This is a genomic window from Streptomyces sp. NPDC006476 (genome assembly GCF_040612015.1).
Taxonomy (GTDB): Bacteria; Actinomycetota; Actinomycetes; order Streptomycetales; family Streptomycetaceae; genus Streptomyces; species Streptomyces griseorubiginosus_B.
This window is the reverse complement of record NZ_JBEXPK010000024.1, coordinates 51371-70808: the sequence shown is the minus strand read 5'-3', so window position 1 is coordinate 70808 and position 19438 is coordinate 51371. Positions and strand designations below refer to the sequence as shown.

Sequence of the window (19438 nt, the reverse complement as noted above, 5' to 3'; positions counted from 1 at the left end):
AGGCTGAGATGTACGTACGACGACGCCGGCGCACGCTCCTGGCCGGGGCGGCCGTGGCGGCGATCCTGGCGGGGACCACCGGAGCTGCCGTCGCCGACAGCACCCCCGCGCCTTCCGCCACGCCCACCGGTGACGGCGCGCGGGCCCTGTGCAAGCGGGCCCCGAAGATCGACCACCGGATCGACCGGGCCCTGAAGCGGCTGAACGCGGGCGCCGGCCGGCGCGGCTCGATCGCCCGGTTGCAGCAGCGGGTGGACAACGCGAAGAGCGCCGGGCACTCCGAGATCGCCACCTACCTCCAGGACCGGCTGACCTTCCGCAAGTCCCTGGTGACGACACTGGAGCAGCGCCAGAAGGACCTGGCCGAGGTGGAGAGCTGGTGCAAGGACCACAACGGCGGCGCGAGCTGATGCGGCCGAAGGCCGCGGCCGCCGCTGTCGCGCTTCTGATCGCGCTGACCGCGGGCTGCGCCCACGACGCCGGCACGCCCCGGAAGGCCGCCGCCACTCCTTCCGGCTACGCGGAGATGCGGCAGAAGCTGTCCGCCGCCGAGTCCGCGCTGGCCCGGGCCGACAAGGACGCGGCACAGGACCACTGAGAAAGGGGAGCGCCTCGGCTCAGCGCTCCCCGCCGGGCACCCACAGCACATCTCCCGTCGCCTTGTTCGCCGTGCGCGCCAGGATGAAGAGGAGGTCGGAGAGGCGGTTGAGGTAGGTCGCGGTGAGCGGGTTCATCGCATCGGCGTGGGCCTCCAGGGCCGCCCAGGTGGAGCGCTCGGCCCGGCGGACGACCGTGCAGGCATGGTGGAGCAGGGCCGCGCCGGGGGTGCCGCCCGGGAGGATGAAGGAGCGCAGCTTCTCCAGCCGCTCGTTGAAGCGGTCGCAGTCCGCCTCGAGCTTGTCGATGTAGAACTGCTCCACCCGCAGTGGCGGGTACTCGGGGTTCTCCACCACGGGCGTCGACAGGTCCGCGCCCACGTCGAACAGGTCGTTCTGGACGCGGGTGAGGACCTTGACGACCTCCTCCTCCAGACCGCCCAGCGCGATCGCCGTGCCGATCACCGCGTTCGCCTCGTTGGCGTCGGCGTACGCGGCGATGCGCAGATCGGTCTTGGCGACCCGGCTCATGTCACCGAGGTTGGTGGTGCCCTTGTCGCCGGTCTTCGTGTAGATGCGCGTCAGATTGACCATGCGGCCAGCGTAATTACGCTCCGGCCGTCCGGAACACACGTGTGCCCACCGTCACGGCGAGCACGGAGAGACCGACGGCCACCAGCGCGCCGTACAGCATGTGATCCGTCGTGTACGAGCCGACGCACGCGTCCCGCACCGCGTCCACCAGATGGCGGAACGGCATGTGCGAAGCGGGAGCGGAGCGACTGGCGGAGGTAGCGCCCGTAGATCAGCGCGGTGAGCGCGCCGCGCAGCCGACGGATCAGGTCCCACAGGTCGGCCCGGCTGCCGGGGTCGAGGCGTCGGCGCTGCCCGCCGGAGAGGGCGCCTGCCTTGCGGCCGAGCAGGTCCGCGAAGTCCAGCTCGCGGGCCAACTCCTCGGCCCGCGCGCCCGCCTGGTCCTTCGTCAGGCGGTAGAGGCGGCCCTGGGTGACGGGCTCCTCCCGCACGCCGATGTTTGGGTCGACCCCGCTCGACTGGGCCACGTAACCGCCCGCCCGCCGCACCCCGACCGGATCGGTCACCAGGTCGCAGCCGGCCACCGAGGCCGTGCCGCCGGTCGGTGCGAGCAGGGTCGTGAGCATCCGGAGGGTGGTGCTCTTGCCGGCGCCGTTCGGGCCGAGGAAGCCGAGGATCTCGCCCTCGCGGACGGCGAGGTCGATACGGGCGGCTGAGCGGTGATGAGGGCGATGGGGTTGGGGCACCGCAGCGCGTGCCCCAACCGGGGGTCTTGGGGCGTGGGGGCGTGACAACCCCCGCACCCTTTTCACTCGCGCTGCACGACGACCCGATGCCGCGTCTGATCGCCGGTCAGCTCGGCTGGGCGCACAAGCACCGTCATGGGCGTCATCGGCCGTGAGATGGTCAAGGGGCGCAATCCACGCGAAGTGTCACGAGAGGTGCTGGCCCTCCTTGACGACATCGAGGAGCTGTTGAGTGAGAAGGTGCTCAACTACGCCGTCCGTGGCGCCGAATGACCCCTGCCGGTGTGATGTCCGTCAGATGAGACGTGACGCGCATTACTAACCCGTCACACAGCCGGTCATCGGCGCTAGGGTCCGCCGGAGAGGCAACCTGAACAGGGTTCAAGGCGTTTCAAAGGGGAGTCGCACAGTGGCACGGAAGCTTGCCGTCATCGGTGCCGGCCTGATGGGTTCCGGTATTGCCCAGGTCTCCGCGCAGGCGGGCTGGGACGTCGTCCTGCGCGACGTCACCGACGGGGCACTGGACCGTGCCGTCGGCGGCATCCAGGCGTCGTACGACAAGTTCGTCGGCAAGGGCAAGCTCGAGGCGCACGACGCCGACGCCGCCCTCGCCCGGATCACCACGACCACCGACCTGGACGCCGCCGCGGACGCCGACGTCGTCGTCGAGGCCGTCTTCGAGAAGCTGGAGGTCAAGCACGAGATCTTCCGCACGCTGGACAAGCTCGTGCGCGAGGACGCCGTGCTCGCCTCCAACACCTCCGCCATCCCGATCACCAAGATCGCGGCGGCCACCGAACGCCCCGAGCGGGTCGTCGGCGTGCACTTCTTCTCGCCGGTGCCGATGATGCAGCTCGTCGAGCTGGTCCGCGGCTACAAGACGAGCGACGAAACCCTCGCCACCGCGCGGGAGTTCGCCGAGTCCGTCGGCAAGACCTGCATCGTCGTCAACCGCGACGTGGCCGGCTTCGTGACCACCCGTCTCATCTCGGCGCTGGTCGTCGAGGCCACCAAGCTGTACGAATCCGGCGTGGCGAGCGCCGAGGACATCGACCTCGCCTGCAAGCTGGGCTTCGGCCACGCGATGGGCCCGCTGGCCACGGCGGACCTGACCGGGGTCGACATCCTGCTGCACGCCACCAGCAACATCTACACCGAGTCGCAGGACGAGAAGTTCGCGCCGCCGGAGCTGATGCGCCGGATGGTTGACGCCGGTGACATCGGACGCAAGAGCGGGCAGGGCTTCTACACGTACTGACACACCGGTACGTCGAGCCACGGAAACCGCACAGCCACTGAAACCGCACAAGCCCCGGGAGCCTCACTCCTGAGGGTGAATTCGGTATCGGTTCGCTTACAGACGGCAACCACTTCGCCGCTGAAGCAGTCAGACGATGCACAGCCACCGTCATGGAGTACGCCACCGCACTCACGGGGAGCGCATATGTACATCAGGGGCGACCACGCCGAGCTGGTCGTCGGGGGCCGCCTCGACGTCCGCAGCGCGGCGGACGCCCGTACGGTCCTGCACTCGGCCGTCGACGACGGAGTCGGCGACCTGGTGCTCGACCTGTCCGAACTGGACTCCTGGGACGCCACCGGACTCGGGGTGATCATGGGCGTCCACCGGCGGGCCGGCCGCTGCGGCCGGCGCCTGGTGCTGCGCGAGGTACCCCTGCAGATGCAGCGCCTGCTGGTGGCCACCCGGCTGCACCGGATCCTGGCGATCGAGGGGGGCATCGGGGTGGAGTCACTGCCCCGGGTGTGACGGCGGACCTGCGGGGGCACCCGGACGCTTCGGTTCCGAAACGTACGACACGTGCAATCCTCACCGGACTGTGACGTCTCGGACGGCGCGGTACCCCGGGCTGTCGGAGATACTGTGCGAAGGTTTAGGGTTCGGTCGCCCGCCACCCCGAGAACCCTCGTGCGGGCACCGGACCAGAAGCGACAGCGAGGTGTGCGGCAAGGCCGGGAGGGGCTGTATCGGCACACGAGCGCTTTTGGGGGGCTTGACCTATGGACCCGAACAACCGGGGACCCGAGGAGTACGGCCATGACGGCGACGGCGGTTCGCCGCGCCCGCGCCCGCCCAGGGACTCCCTCACATCCGACTTCGGACAGACTGCGCCGGCGCTCGCGCGTACGGTGCAGCTGGTCACCGGCGACTATCTGCTCACCGTCAACCCCGTCGACGGCAGCGAGATAGAGATCTGCCCGCCCGGGGAACGCCCGGGCCGGCCCGAGAAGCTCACCCCGGCCGAGCGCGCCGAGGTGGCCCGCGCCGCCAAGGCACCCGTCCCGCCCGGACCGGCCCTGCCCGTGCTGCCGCTGCTGGAGCGCCAGGACGACCGCGAGCGCCTGGTCCGCCTGCTCGCTCGCGGCCGCTCGGTACGCCTCACCGGCCCGGCCGGCTCCGGCCGCACCGCCCTGCTCGACCTGGTCGCCGAGGACTGCTCGGACCTCGCCCCCGACGGCGTCGTCCGCCTCAACGGCTTCCACCGCACCGCCGACGAACTGCTCCACGACCTCTTCTACAGCGTCTACAACGCGCCCCTGCACCGCCCGGGACGGGACGAACTGCTCGGATTCGTCCGTGACATCGGCGCGGTCGTCGTCCTGGACGACATCGAGTTCGGCGGCGCCTCCCTCGACGAGCTGCTCGACGCGACGCCCGAGTGCGCCTTCGTGATCGGCGCCACACCCGACGTGCCCGCCCCGTCCGCCGACGCGGTCGTCGAGGAGGTCTTCCTCGGCGGCCTCGAGCGCGCGGGCGGCGTGGACATCATCGAGCGCACCGTCGGCCGGGCGCTCACCGAGGAGGAGGCCAACTGGGCCGGCGACCTCTGGTTCGAGTCCGAGGGCCTGCCGCTGCGCTTCGTCCAGGCCGGCGCCCTGCTGCGCCAGCGCGACCAGCAGCGGGCCGGTGCGAGCGCCGTCGACGAGTTCGGCGTCTTCGCCGACGCGCTGCCCGTCGACGGGCCCTTCGAGACCCTCTTCGGCGTCGAGGAGAGCGACGACCTGCCGCTGCCCTCGCTCGGCGAGGCCGCCGCGCCCGCGCCGCTGCTAGCCTCCCGGCTCAGCGACTCGGCCCGCGCCACGCTGCGGTTCGCCGTGGCGCTCGGCGGCGAGATCCCGCACCAGGCCCACCTGCCCGCCCTCGTCGGCGACACCCACGCGGACGCGGCCCTTGGCGAACTGGCCTCCTGCGGACTGGTCTCGCCGGTCGGCTCTCGCTACCGCCTCGCGGCCGGTGTGCTGCAGCAGCTGGAGGCCGCCGGGTACGGCGACGACATCGAGGCCCGCGCGCTGACCGCCGCCCAGCACTACGCCTGGTGGGCCGGGCACCCCTCGGTCACCCCGGAGCGCGTGTGCGCCGAGGCCGACGCCCTGCTCGCCGCCCTCGCGGTCCTGGTGCCGACGACGACCCCGCCCGGAGAGGGCGAGGAGGCCGTCACCGTCCAGCTGGCCCGTACGGCCGCGCCCGCATTCGCGGCCGGGCTGCACTGGAGCGCCTGGGACCGCGCCCTGCGGTTCGGCACCGAGGCCGCCCGGCTGGCCGGAGAGGTCGCCGAACAGGCCTACTTCCACCATGAGCTGGGCGTCCTCGCGATCTGCGGCGGTGACTTCGAGCGGGCCCGCACCGAGCTGGAGACCTCGCTCGGGCTGCGCGGCGCGATATCCGACAAGCGCGGCACGGTCGCCGGCCGCCGCGCCCTCGCTCTGGTCGCCGACCGGACCGGCACCGCGCCGGGGTTCCTGGCGACGGCGGGGGAGGAGGTGCCGGACGCGCGCTACGAGGAGTCCCAGTCGCCGCCGGGCGGGGTGCCGGCCGCCTTCGGGGCGGTCGCGGCCCTGCCGCCGCCGACCGGCGAGACCTCGACGATCGTCGTCAACCGCGCGGCGCCGGGCCCCGGGACACCGCCCAAGGCCCACCGGGCCGGCATCCGCGGGCTCGCCCGGCGCAACCTCGTCGCGGCGGGCGCCGGCGCGCTGCTGGTGGCGGTGCTCGGCACGGTGGTGACGCTGGGCGCGACCTCCAACAACGACGCCAACAACCCCTCCGACAAGGTCGGCGTCAACCCGTCCGCGAGCCAGGGCGTGGACGACGGCTCCCTGGGCGCGGACACCCCGAAGAACGGCAAGGGCAACGGCTCCGGCGACACGGGCACGGCGACGAGCCGCCCGAGCGACCCGGGCCCCGACGGCACGTACGGCACCTCGGACGACCCGACGCCGCCGTCCTACGGCAACACCCCGTCGGACAAGCCGAGCGGGACGAGGGGGTCGGGGGGCGGCACGTCGACGTCTCCTTCGCACTCGACGACTCCGAGGCCGTCGACCTCGACCTCGACCAGCTCCACGCCGTCCCACTCGTCGACTCCGACCCCGACGCCCACGCCGTCCGACTCGTCGACGTCCCAGCCACCGTCTGGCACCCCGACCACGTCCACCTCCGCCAGTGGCCCCGCCTCCAGCGCCCCCGCTTCGTCGAGCGCCCCGGCCGGCACGACCAGCGGTACGGGCACGCCGAGCGGTTCCGCGGGCTCGGTGATCTGACGCTGAGACAGACACCGAGGGGGCCGGGTTCGTACGGACGAACCCGGCCCCCTCGGCCGTACAAGAACCCTTGGACTCAGAACAACCGCAGCTTGTCGTCCTCGATGCCCCGCAGGGCGTCGTAGTCCAGGACCGCGCAGCCGATGCCGCGGTCCGTCGCGAGGACGCGGGCCTGGGGCTTGATCTCCTGAGCCGCGAAGATGCCGCGGACGGGGGCGAGATGGGGATCGCGGTTCAACAGCTCGAGGTAGCGCGTGAGCTGCTCCACGCCGTCGATCTCACCGCGCCGCTTGATCTCGACGGCGACGGTCCGACCCTCGGAGTCCCGGCACAGGATGTCGACCGGGCCGATCGCGGTCATGTACTCGCGGCGGATGAGGGTGTAGCCGTCGCCCAGGGTCTCGATGCGGTCGGCGAGCAGTTCCTGGAGGTGTGCTTCCACGCCGTCCTTGATCAGGCCGGGATCCACGCCCAGTTCGTGCGAGGAGTCATGGAGGATCTCCTCCATCGTGATGATCAGCTTCTCGCCCCCCTTGTTGACGACGGTCCACACGCCTTCCTCCTCGCCGCTGCCCTCCTTCAGCGTGCAGGGCGGAGACATCCAGTTCAGGGGCTTGTACGCACGGTCGTCCGCGTGGATCGAGACGCTGCCGTCCGCCTTCACCAGGATCAGGCGGGGCGCCGAGGGGAGATGGGCGGTGAGCCGGCCCGCGTAGTCGACGGAGCATCGGGCAATGACGAGACGCATGGTCGGCAACGCTACTCGACGGGTGCCTGTGCACGCGATTCGCCCCGGAAAACCCGGGTCAACCCCTGTTCATTTATGGCCGATTGTGTGCCCAAAGAGACCGCCCCATGTACGCATTCTGCTGGTGCCGTCACCGTCCGTTGCATACCGTAGTGAACGGGAGGTCGCGATGCGTATACAGCGCGTGTTCGAAGTCGCGGACTCCCTTATCTGTCCGGCAACCCCTGTCAACCACGGGGGTGCGAGAGGAGAACCCATGTCGCTCGACGTCTCACCGGCCCTACTCGAACAGGCCGAGCGAGGCGAGGTCGACGAAGCAGCTTTCGTCGACTGCGTCCGGACCTCCCTGCCCTACGCATGGGAGATGATCAGCTCCCTGGTGGCCCAGCTGAAGGTGGACGGTGGACAGTTCGCCGACAACCAGACGCCCCCGCCGGACGAGCAGGCACGCGGTCAGTTGCTGCGTGCGCTCGCGAGTGACGCGATACGCGGCGCCCTGCAGCGGCACTTCGGTGTGCGGCTGGCCTTCCAGAACTGCCACCGGGTGGCTGTGTTCCCGCTGGACTCGTCCGTCGACGAGACCCTGGCCCGCTTCACCTCGGTGCGCAGCCAGTTGCTCAACCAGTCCCCGGAGCTCCGGGACTGCTGAGCGGCACGTCGCAGGCTTGCCGCTCCATACGCGGGAGGTGCATCAGTACTGGGGCGGCAAGCTCCGTGCAGGACAGCACAGTTCGAGATCAGCCGAGGTGGGGCAGGACCTCGGCGCCCAGCCGCCGTACGTTCTCCTCGGTGGCCGCCAGATCGCCCGAGCCCTCGACCAGGAGGGCGAAGCGGGAGATGCCGGTCCGCTCACTGGTCGCCGCGAGCCGGTCGACGCACAGCCGCGGGGTGCCCACCGGGTGCAGCCCGCAGAGCAGTTCGGTGTACGCCAGCGGGTCGCGCATCTGCCGGGCTCGCCCGTCCACCGTGACATGGGCCTCGAGCCCCTGCCGCAGCCAGCCCGGCATCGCCTTCGTCAGCGCCTCCACCGCGTCCGTGCGCCGGTCCGCGATCTGGCAGACGCCGGCCGAGACATGGGGCGCGTCCAGGACCCGCTCCGGCGCGTGTCCGGCCGCGCGCGCCGACTGCCGCCACAGCGCGACCATCTCGGCCTTCTCCTCGTCGCCCACATGCATCCCGAGCAGCATCGGCAGTCCGCGCTCGGCCGCCAGCCGCACACTCGCCGCCGAGGTGCAGGCGACGACCACCTCGGGGCCCGGCTCCTCCGACAAGGACTCCGACGGCCTGGGGACCACGGGCACTTCACGGAAGCTGAAGCGCTCCCCGGCGGCCCCGACCGAGGGTTCGCGCAGCCAGCGCACCAGCAGATCGAGTGATTCCGGGAACCCCTTCTCGTACGCCGCGAGGCCGGAACCGAAGACCTCCAGATCGACCCACGGGCCGCCGCGCCCCACGCCCAGCGAGAAGCGGCCGCCGGAGGCGATGTGCAGCAGCGCCGCCTGCTCGCCGAGCGCCACCGGGTGGGCGGTGGGCAGCACGCTGACCGCCGTGCCGACCCGGAGCCGGCTGGTGCGGCCCAGCAGCAGAGCCGCCAGGGTGATCGCCGACGGGCAGGTCCCGTACGGCACGAAGTGGTGCTCGGCCAGCCAGACCGAGTCCAGACCGGCCTCCTCGGCGACCTCGGCCGAGCGGATCGCGCGGTGCAAGGCCTCCCCGTGACCCTGGCCCGGGAACTGGGCCGCCAACACGAACGTTCCTACGTGCATTGCCTTTTCCTGCTTCCTTGGCTCCGACGCGGAGCTCCCCCACCCGGCATAACCGTCCGACACGTGCCGAGGACACGGCCTGGCGAAGAGATTTGCGGATTGTCTGCAGAATGGGTGGCCGCAGTGGGGACTTGAGGGAGTTGGTCCCCTACGCGTACCCCTGTCCTGGACCCGTAGGCTGGAGGCGGCCCCCAGCTTCCTGTATAGCCCCGTGAGGTGTTCCGTGTCCCCGCGTCGCAACCGACCCAAGGGAGCAGATCCGTCGTCCTCCTCCGGCCGGAGCGCCGAGGACGACCGCCCCGGCCGCTACGGCGGCTGGCAGTCGACGGAGAACTGGCAGGGCGAGGAGTGGAGCGTGCGCCATGTGGCGGGCGCGAGCGCGCAGGGCAAGACGTACCGCTGCCCGGGCTGTGACCAGCTCATCGCCTCCGGCGTCCCGCACGTGGTGGCCTGGCCGGAGCACACGGGGGTCGACGACCGGCGGCACTGGCACAAGGCCTGCTGGAACGCGAAGGACCGCCGCACCACGCGGGTGCAGCGGTCCCGTAACGCGCCGAAGTTCTGAGCCGGTTCCGGCCGCCCGCTAGACGTCGCGTTTCTGCAGCAGCGACACCGCGCCGGCGAAGGCGGCCGCGGTCACGCCCAGGGCGATCCACAGCGGGTCCCAGCCGGTGGGGCCGTCGTTGGTGAGGGACGTGGTGTAGAACACGCTCATCTGGCTCGGGATCGAGTAGTTGAACAGGGCGTCGCGCAGTCCGCTCAAGGACTCCGAGAACATGAACAGGGCCAGCACCAGCGGGGCCAGCACGAGGCCGATCATGATGGTGATGGCGCCGGCCGAATGCCGGATGACGGAGCCGAGGACGAGCGAGAGCAGGCCGAGCAGCGCGACGTACAGCGAGATGCCGAGCGTGCCCTTCAGCCACTCCTGGGTGGAGGGGGACCTGGCCCCGCTGAGGATGGAGGCGTCCGCGAGGGCGACGAGCAGCACCGACACGAAGGTCACCGAGAAGGCGACGGCGAAGAACACGATGGCCTTCGCCGCGAGCACCCGGCTGCGGGACGGGCAGGCCGTCATCGTCGTCCGGATCATTCCGGTGCCGTATTCGGAGGCGGTGGTCAGCACGCCGAGCGTAATGATGCAGATGCTGCCGAGCAGCAGGCCGAACACGCCGAAGGACAGCGGGTTGTCGCCGGCCAGGCTGTCCTCGGAGGCGTTGGCCTCGACCAGCGCGGCGACCAGCAGCCCGACCCCGACGACCAGCACGAGGAACACGCCGAGCGTCCACATGGTGGAGCGCACCGACCTGATCTTCGTCCACTCCGAGGCGATCGCGTGCCCGAGGTGCGTGCGCACGACGGGGATCGGCGAGGTGTAACCGCCGTACGGCGAACCGGCCACGCCACCCTGCCAGTCGGGTACGGCGGCCTGCGGCATCGGGGGCTGCGGGGTACTCATCGTGCGTCCTCGGGCTTGGTCAGGTCGGCGGGAGCGGCGGACGGGGCGGAGGCCGGGGCGGCGTCCTGCGGCGCGGACGGCTGCGCGGCATCCGTCGGCTGGGCGGGAGGCTGTGCTGGTGCCGGAGTCGTGGAGGCGGCCGGGGCCTGCTGTGGCGCCTGGGACGGCTGAGGCGTCGGCTGGGCGTAGGGGTTGGGCCGGCCCGCGCCCGGGGCTCCCGGGGCGCCGTAGGGGCCCGCCGGGGGCTGTCCCGGACCGCCGTAAGGACCCGGCATCGCGAAAGGCCGGCCCCCGTGTCCCGGCGGGGGTGGGGCGTACCAGCCGGGCTGGCCCTGGCCGGGGACCGGGACCGGGGGCTGGGCGCCGGGCGGGAGGGGCTGCATCAGGCCCTCCTTCTGGTCGATGGTCGAGCGGTAGTCGACCGCGCCCTGCGTCATCCGCATGTACGCCTCCTCCAGCGAGGCCTGATGCGGGGAGAGCTCCCACAGCCGTACGTCGGCGTCGTGCGCGATGTCGCTGATGCGGGGGAGCGGCAGTCCCGTGATCCTGAGCGCGCCGTCCTGCTCCGGCAGCACGTGCCCGCCCGCCTCGGTCAGCGCGGACGTCAGCTTCTCGCGCAGCTGCGGCTCGGTGTCCGGAGTCCGCACCCGCGCGAAGTCGGCGGAGTTCGCGGAGATGAAGTCCTTCACGCTCATGTCGGCGAGCAGCTGCCCGCGCCCGATGACGATGAGGTGGTCGGCGGTCAGCGCCATCTCGCTCATCAGGTGCGAGGAGACGAAGACCGTACGGCCCTCCGCGGCGAGCGCCTTCATCAGGTTGCGCACCCACAGGATGCCCTCGGGGTCGAGCCCGTTGACCGGCTCGTCGAAGAGCAGCACCTGCGGGTCGCCGAGCAGCGCGGCGGCGATGCCGAGCCGCTGCCCCATGCCGAGCGAGAAGCCCTTGGACCGCCGCTTCGCCACGTCCTGCAGGCCGACCACGCCGAGCACCTCGTCGACCCGGCGGGCCGGGATGCCGGACAGCTGGGCGAGGCACAGCAGGTGGTTGCGGGCCGAGCGACCGCCGTGCACGGCCTTGGCGTCCAGCAGCGCGCCCACCTGACGGGGGGCGTTCGGCAGCTTGGGGTACGGGTAGCCGCCGATCGTCACCTGCCCCGCCGTGGGGTTGTCCAGCCCGAGGATCATGCGCATCGTCGTCGACTTGCCGGAGCCGTTGGGCCCCAGGAAGCCGGTGACGGCTCCGGGCCGCACCTGGAAGGACAGGTTGTACACAGCGGTCTTGTCGCCGTACCGCTTGGTCAGGCCGACAGCCTCGATCATGCTCCGCACCCATCGAAAGGTTCAGGACAGCGGGGCACACGCCCCCGTAAGGGTTAGGAGGATATCGAGGCGCTGACGGTTCCGCTCAAGAGGAAGTAAAAGGCCGGCCGCTTTCGGGCGTCCCGTCGGCCCAGGTCAGGCGTCCCGCCGCTGCAGCAGCACGTACCCGCCGGCGAGCGCGGCCAGCACCCACAGCGCCATGATCCCGAGCCCGCCCCAGGGCCCGTACGGCGTGTCGTCGTCGATCCTCGGCACCACCTGCATGATCTTGCTGCCCGCCTGGTCGGGCAGGTACCGGCCGATCTTCTTGGTCGCCGACACATTGCCCAGGATGTTGGAGATCAGGAAGAAGAACGGCATCAGGATGCCGAGGGACAGCATCGGCGAGCGCAGCATCGACGCGACGCCCATCGAGAACACCGCGATCAGGGTCATGTAGATCCCGCCGCCGATCACCGCGCGCAGCACGTGCGGGTCGCCGATCGAGGCCCGGTGCGAGCCGAGCATCGCCTGACCGAGGAAGAAGGCGACGAAGCTGGTCACCATGCCGACGGCCAGCGCCAGCCCGGTCGCCACCGCGATCTTGCTGAACAGGAAGGTGCCGCGCTGCGGTACCGCGGCCAGCGAGGTGCGGATCATGCCGGTGCTGTACTCGTTGGAGACCACCAGCACCCCGAACACGATCATCGCGAGCTGACCGAGGGTCATGCCGGCGAAGCTGATGAAGGTCGGGTCGAAGGAGAGCCGGTCCTTCGCGCTCATGTTGTCGAACTCGTTCTTCGACAGTGCCGAGATCAGCATGCCGAGGGCGACGGTGACGATCACCGCGAGGGAGAGCGTCCACACGGTCGAGGCCACCGACCGGATCTTGGTCCACTCGGACCGTACGACCTGGATCGCGGCCATGCTCAGCTCCTGTTCCAGCCCTCGCCCCACGGCCGGGGCTGGTCGACGGGCGTGTCGGTGTGTGCGTGGTACTCGACCGACTCGGCGGTCAGCTGCATGAACGCCTCCTCCAGGGAGGCCTGCTGGGGGCTCAGCTCGTGCAGCACGATCTGGTGCTGCGCGGCCAGCTCCCCGATCTGCTCGGCCTTGCCGCCGTCCACCTCCAGTGCCCCGCTGCCGGCCTCGACGACCGTCACCCCCGCCTGGTGCAGCACGTCGAGCAACCGCTCGCGCTGGGGGGTGCGGACGCGGACGTACGACCGCGAGTTGCGCTCGATGAAGTCGGCCATGGACGTGTCGGCGAGCAGCCGACCCTGCCCGATGACCACGAGGTGGTCGGCGGTCAGCGCCATCTCGCTCATCAGGTGACTCGACACGAAGACCGTCCGCCCCTGCGCGGCGAGGGACTTCATCAGGTTGCGGATCCAGTGGATGCCCTCGGGGTCGAGCCCGTTGACCGGTTCGTCGAACATCAGGATCCGCGGATCGCCCAGCAGCGCGCCCGCGATGCCGAGCCGCTGGCCCATGCCCAGCGAGAACCCTTTGGCCTTCTTCTTCGCGACCGCGGTGAGGCCGACGGTGTCCAGCACCTCGGCCACCCGGCTCTTCGGGATGCCGTTGCTCTGGGCGAGGCAGAGCAGGTGGTTGTAGGCGCTGCGGCCGCCGTGCATGGCCTTGGCGTCCAGCAGGGCGCCGATGTACGTCAGCGGGTCCTTGAGGCGGTCGTAGTGCTTGCCGTCGATCCGTACGTCGCCCGCGGTCGGCCGGTCGAGCCCCAGCATCATCCGCATCGTCGTCGACTTGCCGGCGCCGTTGGGCCCGAGGAACCCGGTCACGATGCCGGGTCTGACGGTGAAGGTGAGGTTGTCGACCGCCACTTTCTCGCCGTACCGCTTGGTCAGCCCCTCGAGCTCGATCATGCGGCCACGTTAGGACGCCGGTTGGGCCACTGCCACCCGGACGGGCAAACAGAGGGCGACGCCACGGGCAACGTCCGCCGGCCACGCCAAGAGGCCCGCACCTCCGGGGGAGACGGTACGGGCCTCTGAGCGTGCTGCAGATTACCGGGACTGCTGCGCCGGGACCCCGCGGGAGATCGGCTCGTCCTCGGCCGGCGAACCGGCGGCGGCCACGGCCGCACCGGTCAGCGTCGCGAGCATCTCGCGGACGTTCGTCAGCTGGGCGTTGATCGAGTCGCGACGGTTGGTCAGCGCGGCCAGCTCACGCTCGGATTCCGAACGGATCCGGTCGGCCTTGGCGTTGGCGTCGGCCACGATGTCCTCGGCCTGGCGCTGAGCGGTCTCCACCGTCTGGCGGGCGCGGCGCTCGGCGTCGGTGCGCAGCTTCTCCGCCTCCAGGCGCAGCTGCTCGGCGCGGTGCTCGATCTCCGCGAGACGCTTCTCGGCCTTCTGCTGACGCGAGGCCAGGTCGCGCTCGGACTGCTCCCGGCGCTTGGCCAGGTTCGTCTCGAAGTCGGCGGCAGCCTGCGCGGCCTTGGCGCGGGTCTCCTCGAAGAGGGCGTCCGCCTCCTCACGCTTGGACTGCGCGTCCTTCTGCGCCTCGGAACGCAGCTGCGAGGCGTCACTCTTGGCCTTCTCGACGATCCGGACGCCCTCGTCCTCGGCCTTGGCCTTGCGCTCCGCCGCGAACGATTCTGCGTCGTTGCGGACCTGCTGGGCCGCCGACTCGGCGAGCTCGCGGTGCTGCTCGGCCGCGCGCCTGGCCTCCTCGCGCAGATCCTTGGCCTCTTCCTCGGCGAGGCGCAGGATCTTCTCGACACGCGCGCCGAGACCGGCGTACGACGGCTCCGCGTCGCTTACCTGAGCCTGGGCGTTCTGCGTCTCGAGGTGGAGCTCCTCGATGCGCTTTTCCAGAGCGGTGATGCGGGCGAGAGCGCTGTCACGGTCGGAGACGAGCTTGGAGATGCGTTCGTCCACCTGAGCGCGGTCGTACCCACGCCGCACAAGCTCGAAGCCGTAGGGGGAAGTGTCGCTCATGGGGTTCCTGTCAAATGAGACCGGTGAGGTGATAGGGGGAATCCTAGGGGCCGAAGCGGTGTGTCATCGAGCGGATACGTGTTTGATCTGGAGAATGACACCCCTTTTGAGTGGCTAACCCCGGGACGGCTTGCCAAAAACTTGGTCAAAGGCCCCAGATCGCACCCGAATTGCTGTCGATCAGCTGTCCGACTAGCCGTCCGACGGCTTACCCGAACGAGGGGCGCCGACCGACGCGGCCGCCTTGACGCCACCGTCCTTGCCCCCGGCGGGAGCCTCGAAGGACTCCAACGCCTCCAGCACGTCCTGGACCCGGGAGATCTCGGCGTTGATGTCCTCGCGCCGGCGCACCAGGATCTCCAACTCGCGCTTGCCCTCCTCGACCGTGGCCTTGGCCTCGCGGATCGCCTCGGCCTTCAGCTCCTCGGCCTCCCGCACGAGCGCCGCCTTCTTCTGCTCGGCCTCCTTCAGCAGACCCTCGGCCTTCTTCACCGCGGCGATACGGACCTTGCCCGCCTCGGAGTTGGCCTCCGAGACCAGCTCCTTGGCCTTCGCCTGCGCCTTGGCCAGCTGCTCCTCGGCGGCCTTGATGAGCGCGTCGCAGCGGTCGCCGGTCGACTTCATCGTCTCGGCGGCCTCGCGGCGGGCCCGCTCGTGCAGCGCCTCGATCTCGCCCGTGATGCGGTCGCGCAGCTCCTCCGCGCGCTCCCGGATCTGGGTGGCGTCCCGGCGCGCTCCGACCAGCAGCTCGTCCGCGTCCGTACGGGCCCGCTCCACCAGCGAGTTGCCCTCGACCGTCGCCTCGGAGACCAGCCGGTCGGCCTCGGTGCGGGCCGCGCCCACCATCGAGTCGGCCTGCGCCTCCGCGTCGGCGGTGGTCTTGTGGGCCTGCTGCTGTGCCTCCGTCAGCAGCTTGTCCGCCTCGGCCGTGGTCTCCGTGATGAGCGTGTCGACCTGCTCGGCCACGTCCTGGCGCCGCTTGTTGGCCTCCCTGCGCACCTCGTCCAGCGTCCGCTCGGCCTCCTCGCGCGCGGAGTTGACCAGCCGTTCGGCCTCCGCCGCCGCCTCGGACCTGACCCGCTCGGACTCGCTGCGGATCCGCTCCGCGTGCCGCTGGGCCGCCCCGATCGTCTCCGCGGCCTCGGCGCGCAGCCGCTCCGCCTCACCGGTGGCGTCCGCGAGCAGGTTCTCCGCCTTGGCGACCGCCTCGGCCCGCACCCGCTCGGCCTCCGCGACCGTGTCGTTGCGCAGCCGGTCCGTGTCCCGGATCGTCTCCGTGGTGAGCCGCTCCGCCTCGTTGCGGGCCTCGGTGATCAGGGTGTCGGCCTGCGTCGCCGCGTCCGAGCGGATGCGGTTGGCGTCCTCACGGGCCTCCGCCCGGGTGCGCGCGGCCGCCTGCTCGGCCTCGGCGAGGGCGTCGGAAGCCTCCGTACGCACCCGCTGGGCGTGCTCCGCCGTCTCCGAGCGCAGCCGCTCCGCCTCCGCGATCGCCTCGCCGACGGTCCGCTCGGCCAGCGCCTTCGCCGCGTCCGTCTCCTCGGCCGCCTCGCGCCGGATGCGGCCCGCGTCCTCGCTGGCCCGCTCCCGCTCGGCGTACGCGTCGGCGCGGACCCGGTCCGCCTCCTCCTGCGCCTCGCGCCGGGTGCGGTCGGCCGCGTGCTCGGCGGCGCTGCGCAGCCCGGTGATCTCCTCCTGGGCCTGCTCGTGCAGCCCGGCCACCGAGTCCCGTACCTGCTGGGCGTGCTGCTCGGCCGCCGACACCATCTCGTTCGCGCGCCGGTCGGCCTCCTCGACCAGCCGGACCGCCTCGGCCTGCGCCTCCTCGACCCGGTTGCGGGCGGAGGCCAGCAGCTCCTCGCTCTGCTCGCGGGCCCGCTCACGCTCCTGGTCGGCCTCGGCACGCGCGGCACCGAGGGTGTCCTCGGCCTCGCGCCGGCGCCGGTTGGCCTCCTCCTGCGCGGCGGCCAGCGTCTCCGAGGCCTCCGCGGCCAGCCGCTCGGCCGCGGCCAGCGCCTCGGCCCGCATCCGGTCCGCGGCGTCCTGCGCCTCCGACTTCAGCCGCTCCGCCTCGGCCGCCGCCTCCGAACGCAGCCGTACGGCGATGGCCTCGCCCTCGGCACGCGAGGCGGACGCGTCCGACGCGGCCTCGTCCCGCAGGCGTTCGGCCTCCGCCTCCGCCTGCTGCTGCAGCGTCCGGATGCGCTCGGCGGCCTCGGCGCGCAGCCGCTCCGTCTCCTCGGCGGTCTCCCGACGGATCCGGGACGCCTCCTCGCGGGCGTCGGTCAGCGCCTGCTCGGCGGCGGCGAGGCGCTCCTCGGCCTCCGTGTGCAGCCGCCTCAGCTCGCCGGCGGCCTCCGCCCGGCGGGCCTCTATGGCCCGCTCGGTCTCCTCGCGCAGCTCGAGCGCGGCCCGCTCGGCGTCGGCCTTGATGCCCTCGGCCTGCTCGACGACCTCCTCGCGGTGCCGCTCGGCCTCCTGGCGGGTGCGCTGCAGGGTCTCCTCGGCCTGCCGGCGCAGCGTGGTCGCCCGCTCGATGGCCTCCGTACGGACCTTCTCGCTGTCCGTGGTGGCCTTCTGGCGCAGCTCGTCCGCGTCCTGCCGGGCCTTCGACAGCAGCTCCTCGGCGGTCTTGGCCGCCTCCTCGATCTGCGCCACGGCCTCCTTGCGGGCCTCCGCGCGGATCTTCTCGCCCTCCGCGACCGCGTCGGCGCGCAGCTGCTCTGCCTCGCCGCGCAGCCGTCGGGCCTCCTCCTGCAGCTCGACCGTCTTGGCGCGGTACTCCTTGGTGTCGTCCTTGGCGGCGCCCTTGAGCTGCTCAGCCAGGTCGTGCGCCTCGGCGCGCAGCCGGTCCGCCTCGGCCTCGGCCTCGGAACGGATCCGCTCGGCCTCCTCGGCCGCCGCCTTGGTGGTCTTCCGCGCGTCCTCCTGCGCCCTGTTGAGGACGTCCTCGGCCGTCTTGGCCGCCTTGGACAGCTGGGTCGCGCTCTCCTCGGCGGTGATCGTGCGGGCCTTCTCGGAGGCCTCGGCGACGATCCGCTCGGCCTCGGCGCGGGCGTCCGCGACGACCTGCTCGGCGTCCGCCTTGGTGGCCTCCGCCTCCTTGGTGGCCTCGCTGACCAGCCGGGCGACCTGCTCCTTCGCCGTGCGCGTGCGCTGCTCGTTGGCCGACTCGGCGCTCGACAGGGCCTTCTCGGCCTGTGCGGTGGCCTCGGTGACCAGCTTGTCGGCCTCGGCCTGCGCCTTGCGCAGCGCCTCCTCGGCCTCCGCCATGCGCTGTTCGGCGGCCCGGCTCAGCTCCTGCGCCTGACGGCGGGCGCTGTCGGACTCGGTGGCGGTCGACGAGCGCAGCTGCTCGGCGTGGTCGGTGGCCTCCTGGGCCTGCGTGGAGGCGGCGTTGAGCAGCCGCTCGGCGTCGGTGCGGGCCCGGCGCAGGATCTGATCGGCCTCCGCGCGGGCCGCCTCGGCGTCGGTCTGCAGCCGCTCGCGGGCCTCCCGGGTCAGCCGCTCGGCCTCCGCGCGGGCGGCCGCCATGGCCTGCTCGGCCTCGGCACGGGACTCCTCCAGCAGCCGGCGCGCCTGGGACTCCGTACGGGCGCGCAGCTGTTCCGCCCACGCCACGTTCTCGTTGACGTGCGACTCGACGGTCTGCCGGCGCTCCGCGAGCTCCTGGTCCAGCTGCTGACGGCGGGTGACCGCCTCCTGGTGCAGCTCCGCCTGCAGCCGCGCGGCCTGCTCGGCGTGCTCCTGCAGGATGCGCTGGGTCTGCGCCCTCGCCTGGCTCAGCTCGCGCTCGGCGTCCTGGCGCAGCTGGTCGGCCTGGATCTGGGCGTTGCGCAGCAACTGCTCGGCCTGGTAGCCGAGGTCGCCGCCGCCGAAGTCGGGGCGGGACATGATGGTGCGGCGCGCCTCGTGCAGCTTGGCGCGCAGCACCTCGACCTGGTAGCCGAGGTCCTCGGCGTGCTGGATCGCCTTCTCCCGCTCGGTCTTCAGCCGATCCATCTCGGCCTCGAACCGAGAGAGGTGGTCGACGTCAGCCGCCGGCTCTCGCTCCTGGCGTTCGTAGCCCCGCACTGCGCGGTCCCATCCGTCCCCTGGTCGCAGGTCTGCCCATACGAGCTCCGTCCTCCGCCGAACGGGGCCCCCGGGGAATGGTGTCAGATCAACGGCGGAGCATGGGCTGCTGCCCGACGCTCGCCCCCGAAACCCGGACCCCGGCGTGGCCCTCCCGTCCTGACGGAAGGACCCGGCCACCCCTCGCTTGGGGAGCGACCGCCCCCAACCCTACCGGCCCCTATGTACGAGGGTCAGTGCTCAGGTGACTCAACAGGCGCCGAAGTGACCAGTTCTGTCAGTACGCCATGGCAATCCTTGGGGTGCAGGAACGTGATCCGTGACCCCATGGAGCCACGTCGCGGCTCTTCGTACAGCACCCGGACGCCCTTGTCCTTGATGTCGGCGGCGTCGGCGTCCACGTCCGCGGTGCCGAAGGCGATGTGGTGGACACCCTCGCCGTTCTTGTCGAGCCACTTCGCCACGGTCGAGTCCGGCCGGGTCGGCTCGAGAAGCTGCAGGTAGGAGGCGCCGCCGTCGGAGGTCTCGTTGATCTTGAGCATGGCCTCGCGGACGCCCTGCTCCTCGTTGACCTCGGAGTGGAACACCTCGAAGCCGTATGTGGCCCGGTAGAACTCGACGGTCTTGTCGAGGTCGAAGCAGGCGATCCCGATGTGGTCGATTCGCGTCAGCATGTTTGTCAGTGCAGCGCGCTTCG

18 protein-coding genes and 1 pseudogene are annotated in these 19438 nt (G+C 71.6%); 8 read left to right on the top strand and 11 right to left on the bottom strand.

Annotated features, from left to right (window positions below; all coding sequences use genetic code 11):
• The first annotated feature begins 8 nt into the window (after positions 1 to 8).
• Positions 9 to 410, top strand: a complete 402-nt coding sequence (locus ABZZ74_RS26465; RefSeq protein WP_356768950.1) for a hypothetical protein — start codon at positions 9 to 11, stop codon at positions 408 to 410.
• Entirely contained in the window at positions 410 to 598 is a 189-nt protein-coding gene (locus tag ABZZ74_RS26460; RefSeq protein WP_356768948.1) for a hypothetical protein, read from the top strand. Before ABZZ74_RS26465 ends, ABZZ74_RS26460 begins: the two co-directional genes overlap by 1 nt.
• Before the next feature lie 19 nt (positions 599 to 617).
• On the opposite strand, the gene ABZZ74_RS26455 is transcribed toward ABZZ74_RS26460, so the two are convergent.
• Both ABZZ74_RS26455 and ABZZ74_RS26450 read right to left on the bottom strand, forming a co-directional pair.
• A complete protein-coding gene (locus ABZZ74_RS26455; protein WP_356768946.1) occupies positions 618 to 1190 on the bottom strand; it encodes a cob(I)yrinic acid a,c-diamide adenosyltransferase in 573 nt (190 codons plus the stop codon).
• On the bottom strand, positions 1178 to 1876 hold the full coding sequence (locus ABZZ74_RS26450; RefSeq protein ID WP_356768944.1) for an ATP-binding cassette domain-containing protein: 699 nt from the start codon (positions 1874 to 1876) through the stop codon (positions 1178 to 1180). The genes ABZZ74_RS26455 and ABZZ74_RS26450 overlap by 13 nt, the downstream gene beginning before the upstream one ends.
• Before the next feature lie 80 nt (positions 1877 to 1956).
• Here ABZZ74_RS26450 and ABZZ74_RS26445 point away from each other — a divergent pair.
• The 4 genes and pseudogenes from ABZZ74_RS26445 to ABZZ74_RS26430 all read left to right on the top strand — a co-directional run.
• A pseudogene (locus ABZZ74_RS26445) lies at positions 1957 to 2149 on the top strand (TetR/AcrR family transcriptional regulator); the annotation flags it as partial.
• 136 nt (positions 2150 to 2285) lie between these two features.
• Positions 2286 to 3134, top strand: a complete 849-nt coding sequence (locus ABZZ74_RS26440; RefSeq protein WP_356768942.1) for a 3-hydroxyacyl-CoA dehydrogenase family protein — start codon at positions 2286 to 2288, stop codon at positions 3132 to 3134.
• 186 nt (positions 3135 to 3320) lie between these two features.
• Positions 3321 to 3644: an STAS domain-containing protein gene (locus tag ABZZ74_RS26435; RefSeq protein ID WP_240868613.1), complete on the top strand. Its 324-nt coding sequence runs from the start codon at positions 3321 to 3323 to the stop codon at positions 3642 to 3644.
• Between the two features lie 251 nt (positions 3645 to 3895).
• Positions 3896 to 6436 carry an ATP-binding protein gene (locus ABZZ74_RS26430; protein WP_356768940.1) on the top strand — a complete coding sequence of 847 codons (2541 nt, stop codon included), beginning with the start codon at positions 3896 to 3898 and terminating at the stop codon, positions 6434 to 6436.
• A gap of 76 nt (positions 6437 to 6512) precedes the next feature.
• Here ABZZ74_RS26430 and nucS read toward each other — a convergent pair whose 3' ends face one another.
• Positions 6513 to 7184 (bottom strand): endonuclease NucS, encoded by a 672-nt coding sequence (gene nucS, locus ABZZ74_RS26425; RefSeq protein WP_356768938.1) that lies wholly within the window; start codon positions 7182 to 7184, stop codon positions 6513 to 6515.
• Positions 7185 to 7440: 256 nt separating this feature from the next.
• Here nucS and ABZZ74_RS26420 point away from each other — a divergent pair, with 256 nt between their 5' ends.
• A complete protein-coding gene (locus ABZZ74_RS26420; RefSeq protein ID WP_133044691.1) occupies positions 7441 to 7833 on the top strand; it encodes an SCO5389 family protein in 393 nt (130 codons plus the stop codon).
• Between the two features lie 88 nt (positions 7834 to 7921).
• Here ABZZ74_RS26420 and ABZZ74_RS26415 read toward each other — a convergent pair whose 3' ends face one another.
• The gene (locus tag ABZZ74_RS26415) at positions 7922 to 8950 is read right to left on the bottom strand and encodes an LLM class flavin-dependent oxidoreductase (RefSeq protein WP_356768936.1); all 1029 of its coding nucleotides are present in this window, start codon (positions 8948 to 8950) and stop codon (positions 7922 to 7924) included.
• A 223-nt stretch (positions 8951 to 9173) separates the two neighbouring features.
• On the opposite strand from ABZZ74_RS26415, the gene ABZZ74_RS26410 reads away from it, so the two are divergent.
• A complete protein-coding gene (locus ABZZ74_RS26410) occupies positions 9174 to 9515 on the top strand; it encodes an ATP/GTP-binding protein (protein ID WP_356768934.1) in 342 nt (113 codons plus the stop codon).
• A gap of 18 nt (positions 9516 to 9533) precedes the next feature.
• On the opposite strand, the gene ABZZ74_RS26405 is transcribed toward ABZZ74_RS26410, so the two are convergent.
• From ABZZ74_RS26405 to mce, 7 genes are all read right to left on the bottom strand, one after another.
• Positions 9534 to 10409, bottom strand: a complete 876-nt coding sequence (locus tag ABZZ74_RS26405) for an ABC transporter permease (RefSeq protein WP_356768932.1) — start codon at positions 10407 to 10409, stop codon at positions 9534 to 9536.
• Complete coding sequence (locus ABZZ74_RS26400) at positions 10406 to 11728, bottom strand: ABC transporter ATP-binding protein (RefSeq protein ID WP_356768930.1); 1323 nt, start codon at positions 11726 to 11728, stop codon at positions 10406 to 10408. Before ABZZ74_RS26400 ends, ABZZ74_RS26405 begins: the two co-directional genes overlap by 4 nt.
• A gap of 135 nt (positions 11729 to 11863) precedes the next feature.
• Entirely contained in the window at positions 11864 to 12634 is a 771-nt protein-coding gene (locus ABZZ74_RS26395) for an ABC transporter permease (protein ID WP_356768928.1), read from the bottom strand.
• A 2-nt stretch (positions 12635 to 12636) separates the two neighbouring features.
• Positions 12637 to 13593 carry an ABC transporter ATP-binding protein gene (locus ABZZ74_RS26390; protein ID WP_356768926.1) on the bottom strand — a complete coding sequence of 319 codons (957 nt, stop codon included), beginning with the start codon at positions 13591 to 13593 and terminating at the stop codon, positions 12637 to 12639.
• A 141-nt stretch (positions 13594 to 13734) separates the two neighbouring features.
• The gene (locus ABZZ74_RS26385; RefSeq protein ID WP_133044698.1) at positions 13735 to 14670 is read right to left on the bottom strand and encodes a cellulose-binding protein; all 936 of its coding nucleotides are present in this window, start codon (positions 14668 to 14670) and stop codon (positions 13735 to 13737) included.
• Between the two features lie 192 nt (positions 14671 to 14862).
• A complete protein-coding gene (gene scy / locus ABZZ74_RS26380) occupies positions 14863 to 18741 on the bottom strand; it encodes a polarized growth protein Scy (protein WP_356768924.1) in 3879 nt (1292 codons plus the stop codon).
• Between the two features lie 233 nt (positions 18742 to 18974).
• A complete protein-coding gene (mce, locus tag ABZZ74_RS26375; RefSeq protein WP_059192301.1) occupies positions 18975 to 19415 on the bottom strand; it encodes a methylmalonyl-CoA epimerase in 441 nt (146 codons plus the stop codon).
• Positions 19416 to 19438: the final 23 nt, after the last annotated feature.

Bases quoted from the DNA above. Each gene is read 5' to 3' on its own strand.
- ABZZ74_RS26435 (WP_240868613.1), top strand. From the start codon at position 3,321: ATGTACATCAGGGGCGACCACGCCGAGCTGGTCGTCGGGGGCCGCCTC.
- ABZZ74_RS26455 (WP_356768946.1), bottom strand. From the start codon at position 1,190: ATGGTCAATCTGACGCGCATCTACACGAAGACCGGCGACAAGGGCACC.
- ABZZ74_RS26395 (WP_356768928.1), bottom strand. From the start codon at position 12,634: ATGGCCGCGATCCAGGTCGTACGGTCCGAGTGGACCAAGATCCGGTCG.
- ABZZ74_RS26400 (WP_356768930.1), bottom strand. From the start codon at position 11,728: ATGATCGAGGCTGTCGGCCTGACCAAGCGGTACGGCGACAAGACCGCT.
- ABZZ74_RS26415 (WP_356768936.1), bottom strand. From the start codon at position 8,950: ATGCACGTAGGAACGTTCGTGTTGGCGGCCCAGTTCCCGGGCCAGGGT.
- ABZZ74_RS26430 (WP_356768940.1), top strand. From the start codon at position 3,896: ATGGACCCGAACAACCGGGGACCCGAGGAGTACGGCCATGACGGCGAC.
- ABZZ74_RS26460 (WP_356768948.1), top strand. From the start codon at position 410: ATGCGGCCGAAGGCCGCGGCCGCCGCTGTCGCGCTTCTGATCGCGCTG.
- ABZZ74_RS26465 (WP_356768950.1), top strand. From the start codon at position 9: ATGTACGTACGACGACGCCGGCGCACGCTCCTGGCCGGGGCGGCCGTG.
- mce (WP_059192301.1), bottom strand. From the start codon at position 19,415: ATGCTGACGCGAATCGACCACATCGGGATCGCCTGCTTCGACCTCGAC.
- ABZZ74_RS26420 (WP_133044691.1), top strand. From the start codon at position 7,441: ATGTCGCTCGACGTCTCACCGGCCCTACTCGAACAGGCCGAGCGAGGC.
- ABZZ74_RS26405 (WP_356768932.1), bottom strand. From the start codon at position 10,409: ATGAGTACCCCGCAGCCCCCGATGCCGCAGGCCGCCGTACCCGACTGG.
- ABZZ74_RS26385 (WP_133044698.1), bottom strand. From the start codon at position 14,670: ATGAGCGACACTTCCCCCTACGGCTTCGAGCTTGTGCGGCGTGGGTAC.
- nucS (WP_356768938.1), bottom strand. From the start codon at position 7,184: ATGCGTCTCGTCATTGCCCGATGCTCCGTCGACTACGCGGGCCGGCTC.
- ABZZ74_RS26390 (WP_356768926.1), bottom strand. From the start codon at position 13,593: ATGATCGAGCTCGAGGGGCTGACCAAGCGGTACGGCGAGAAAGTGGCG.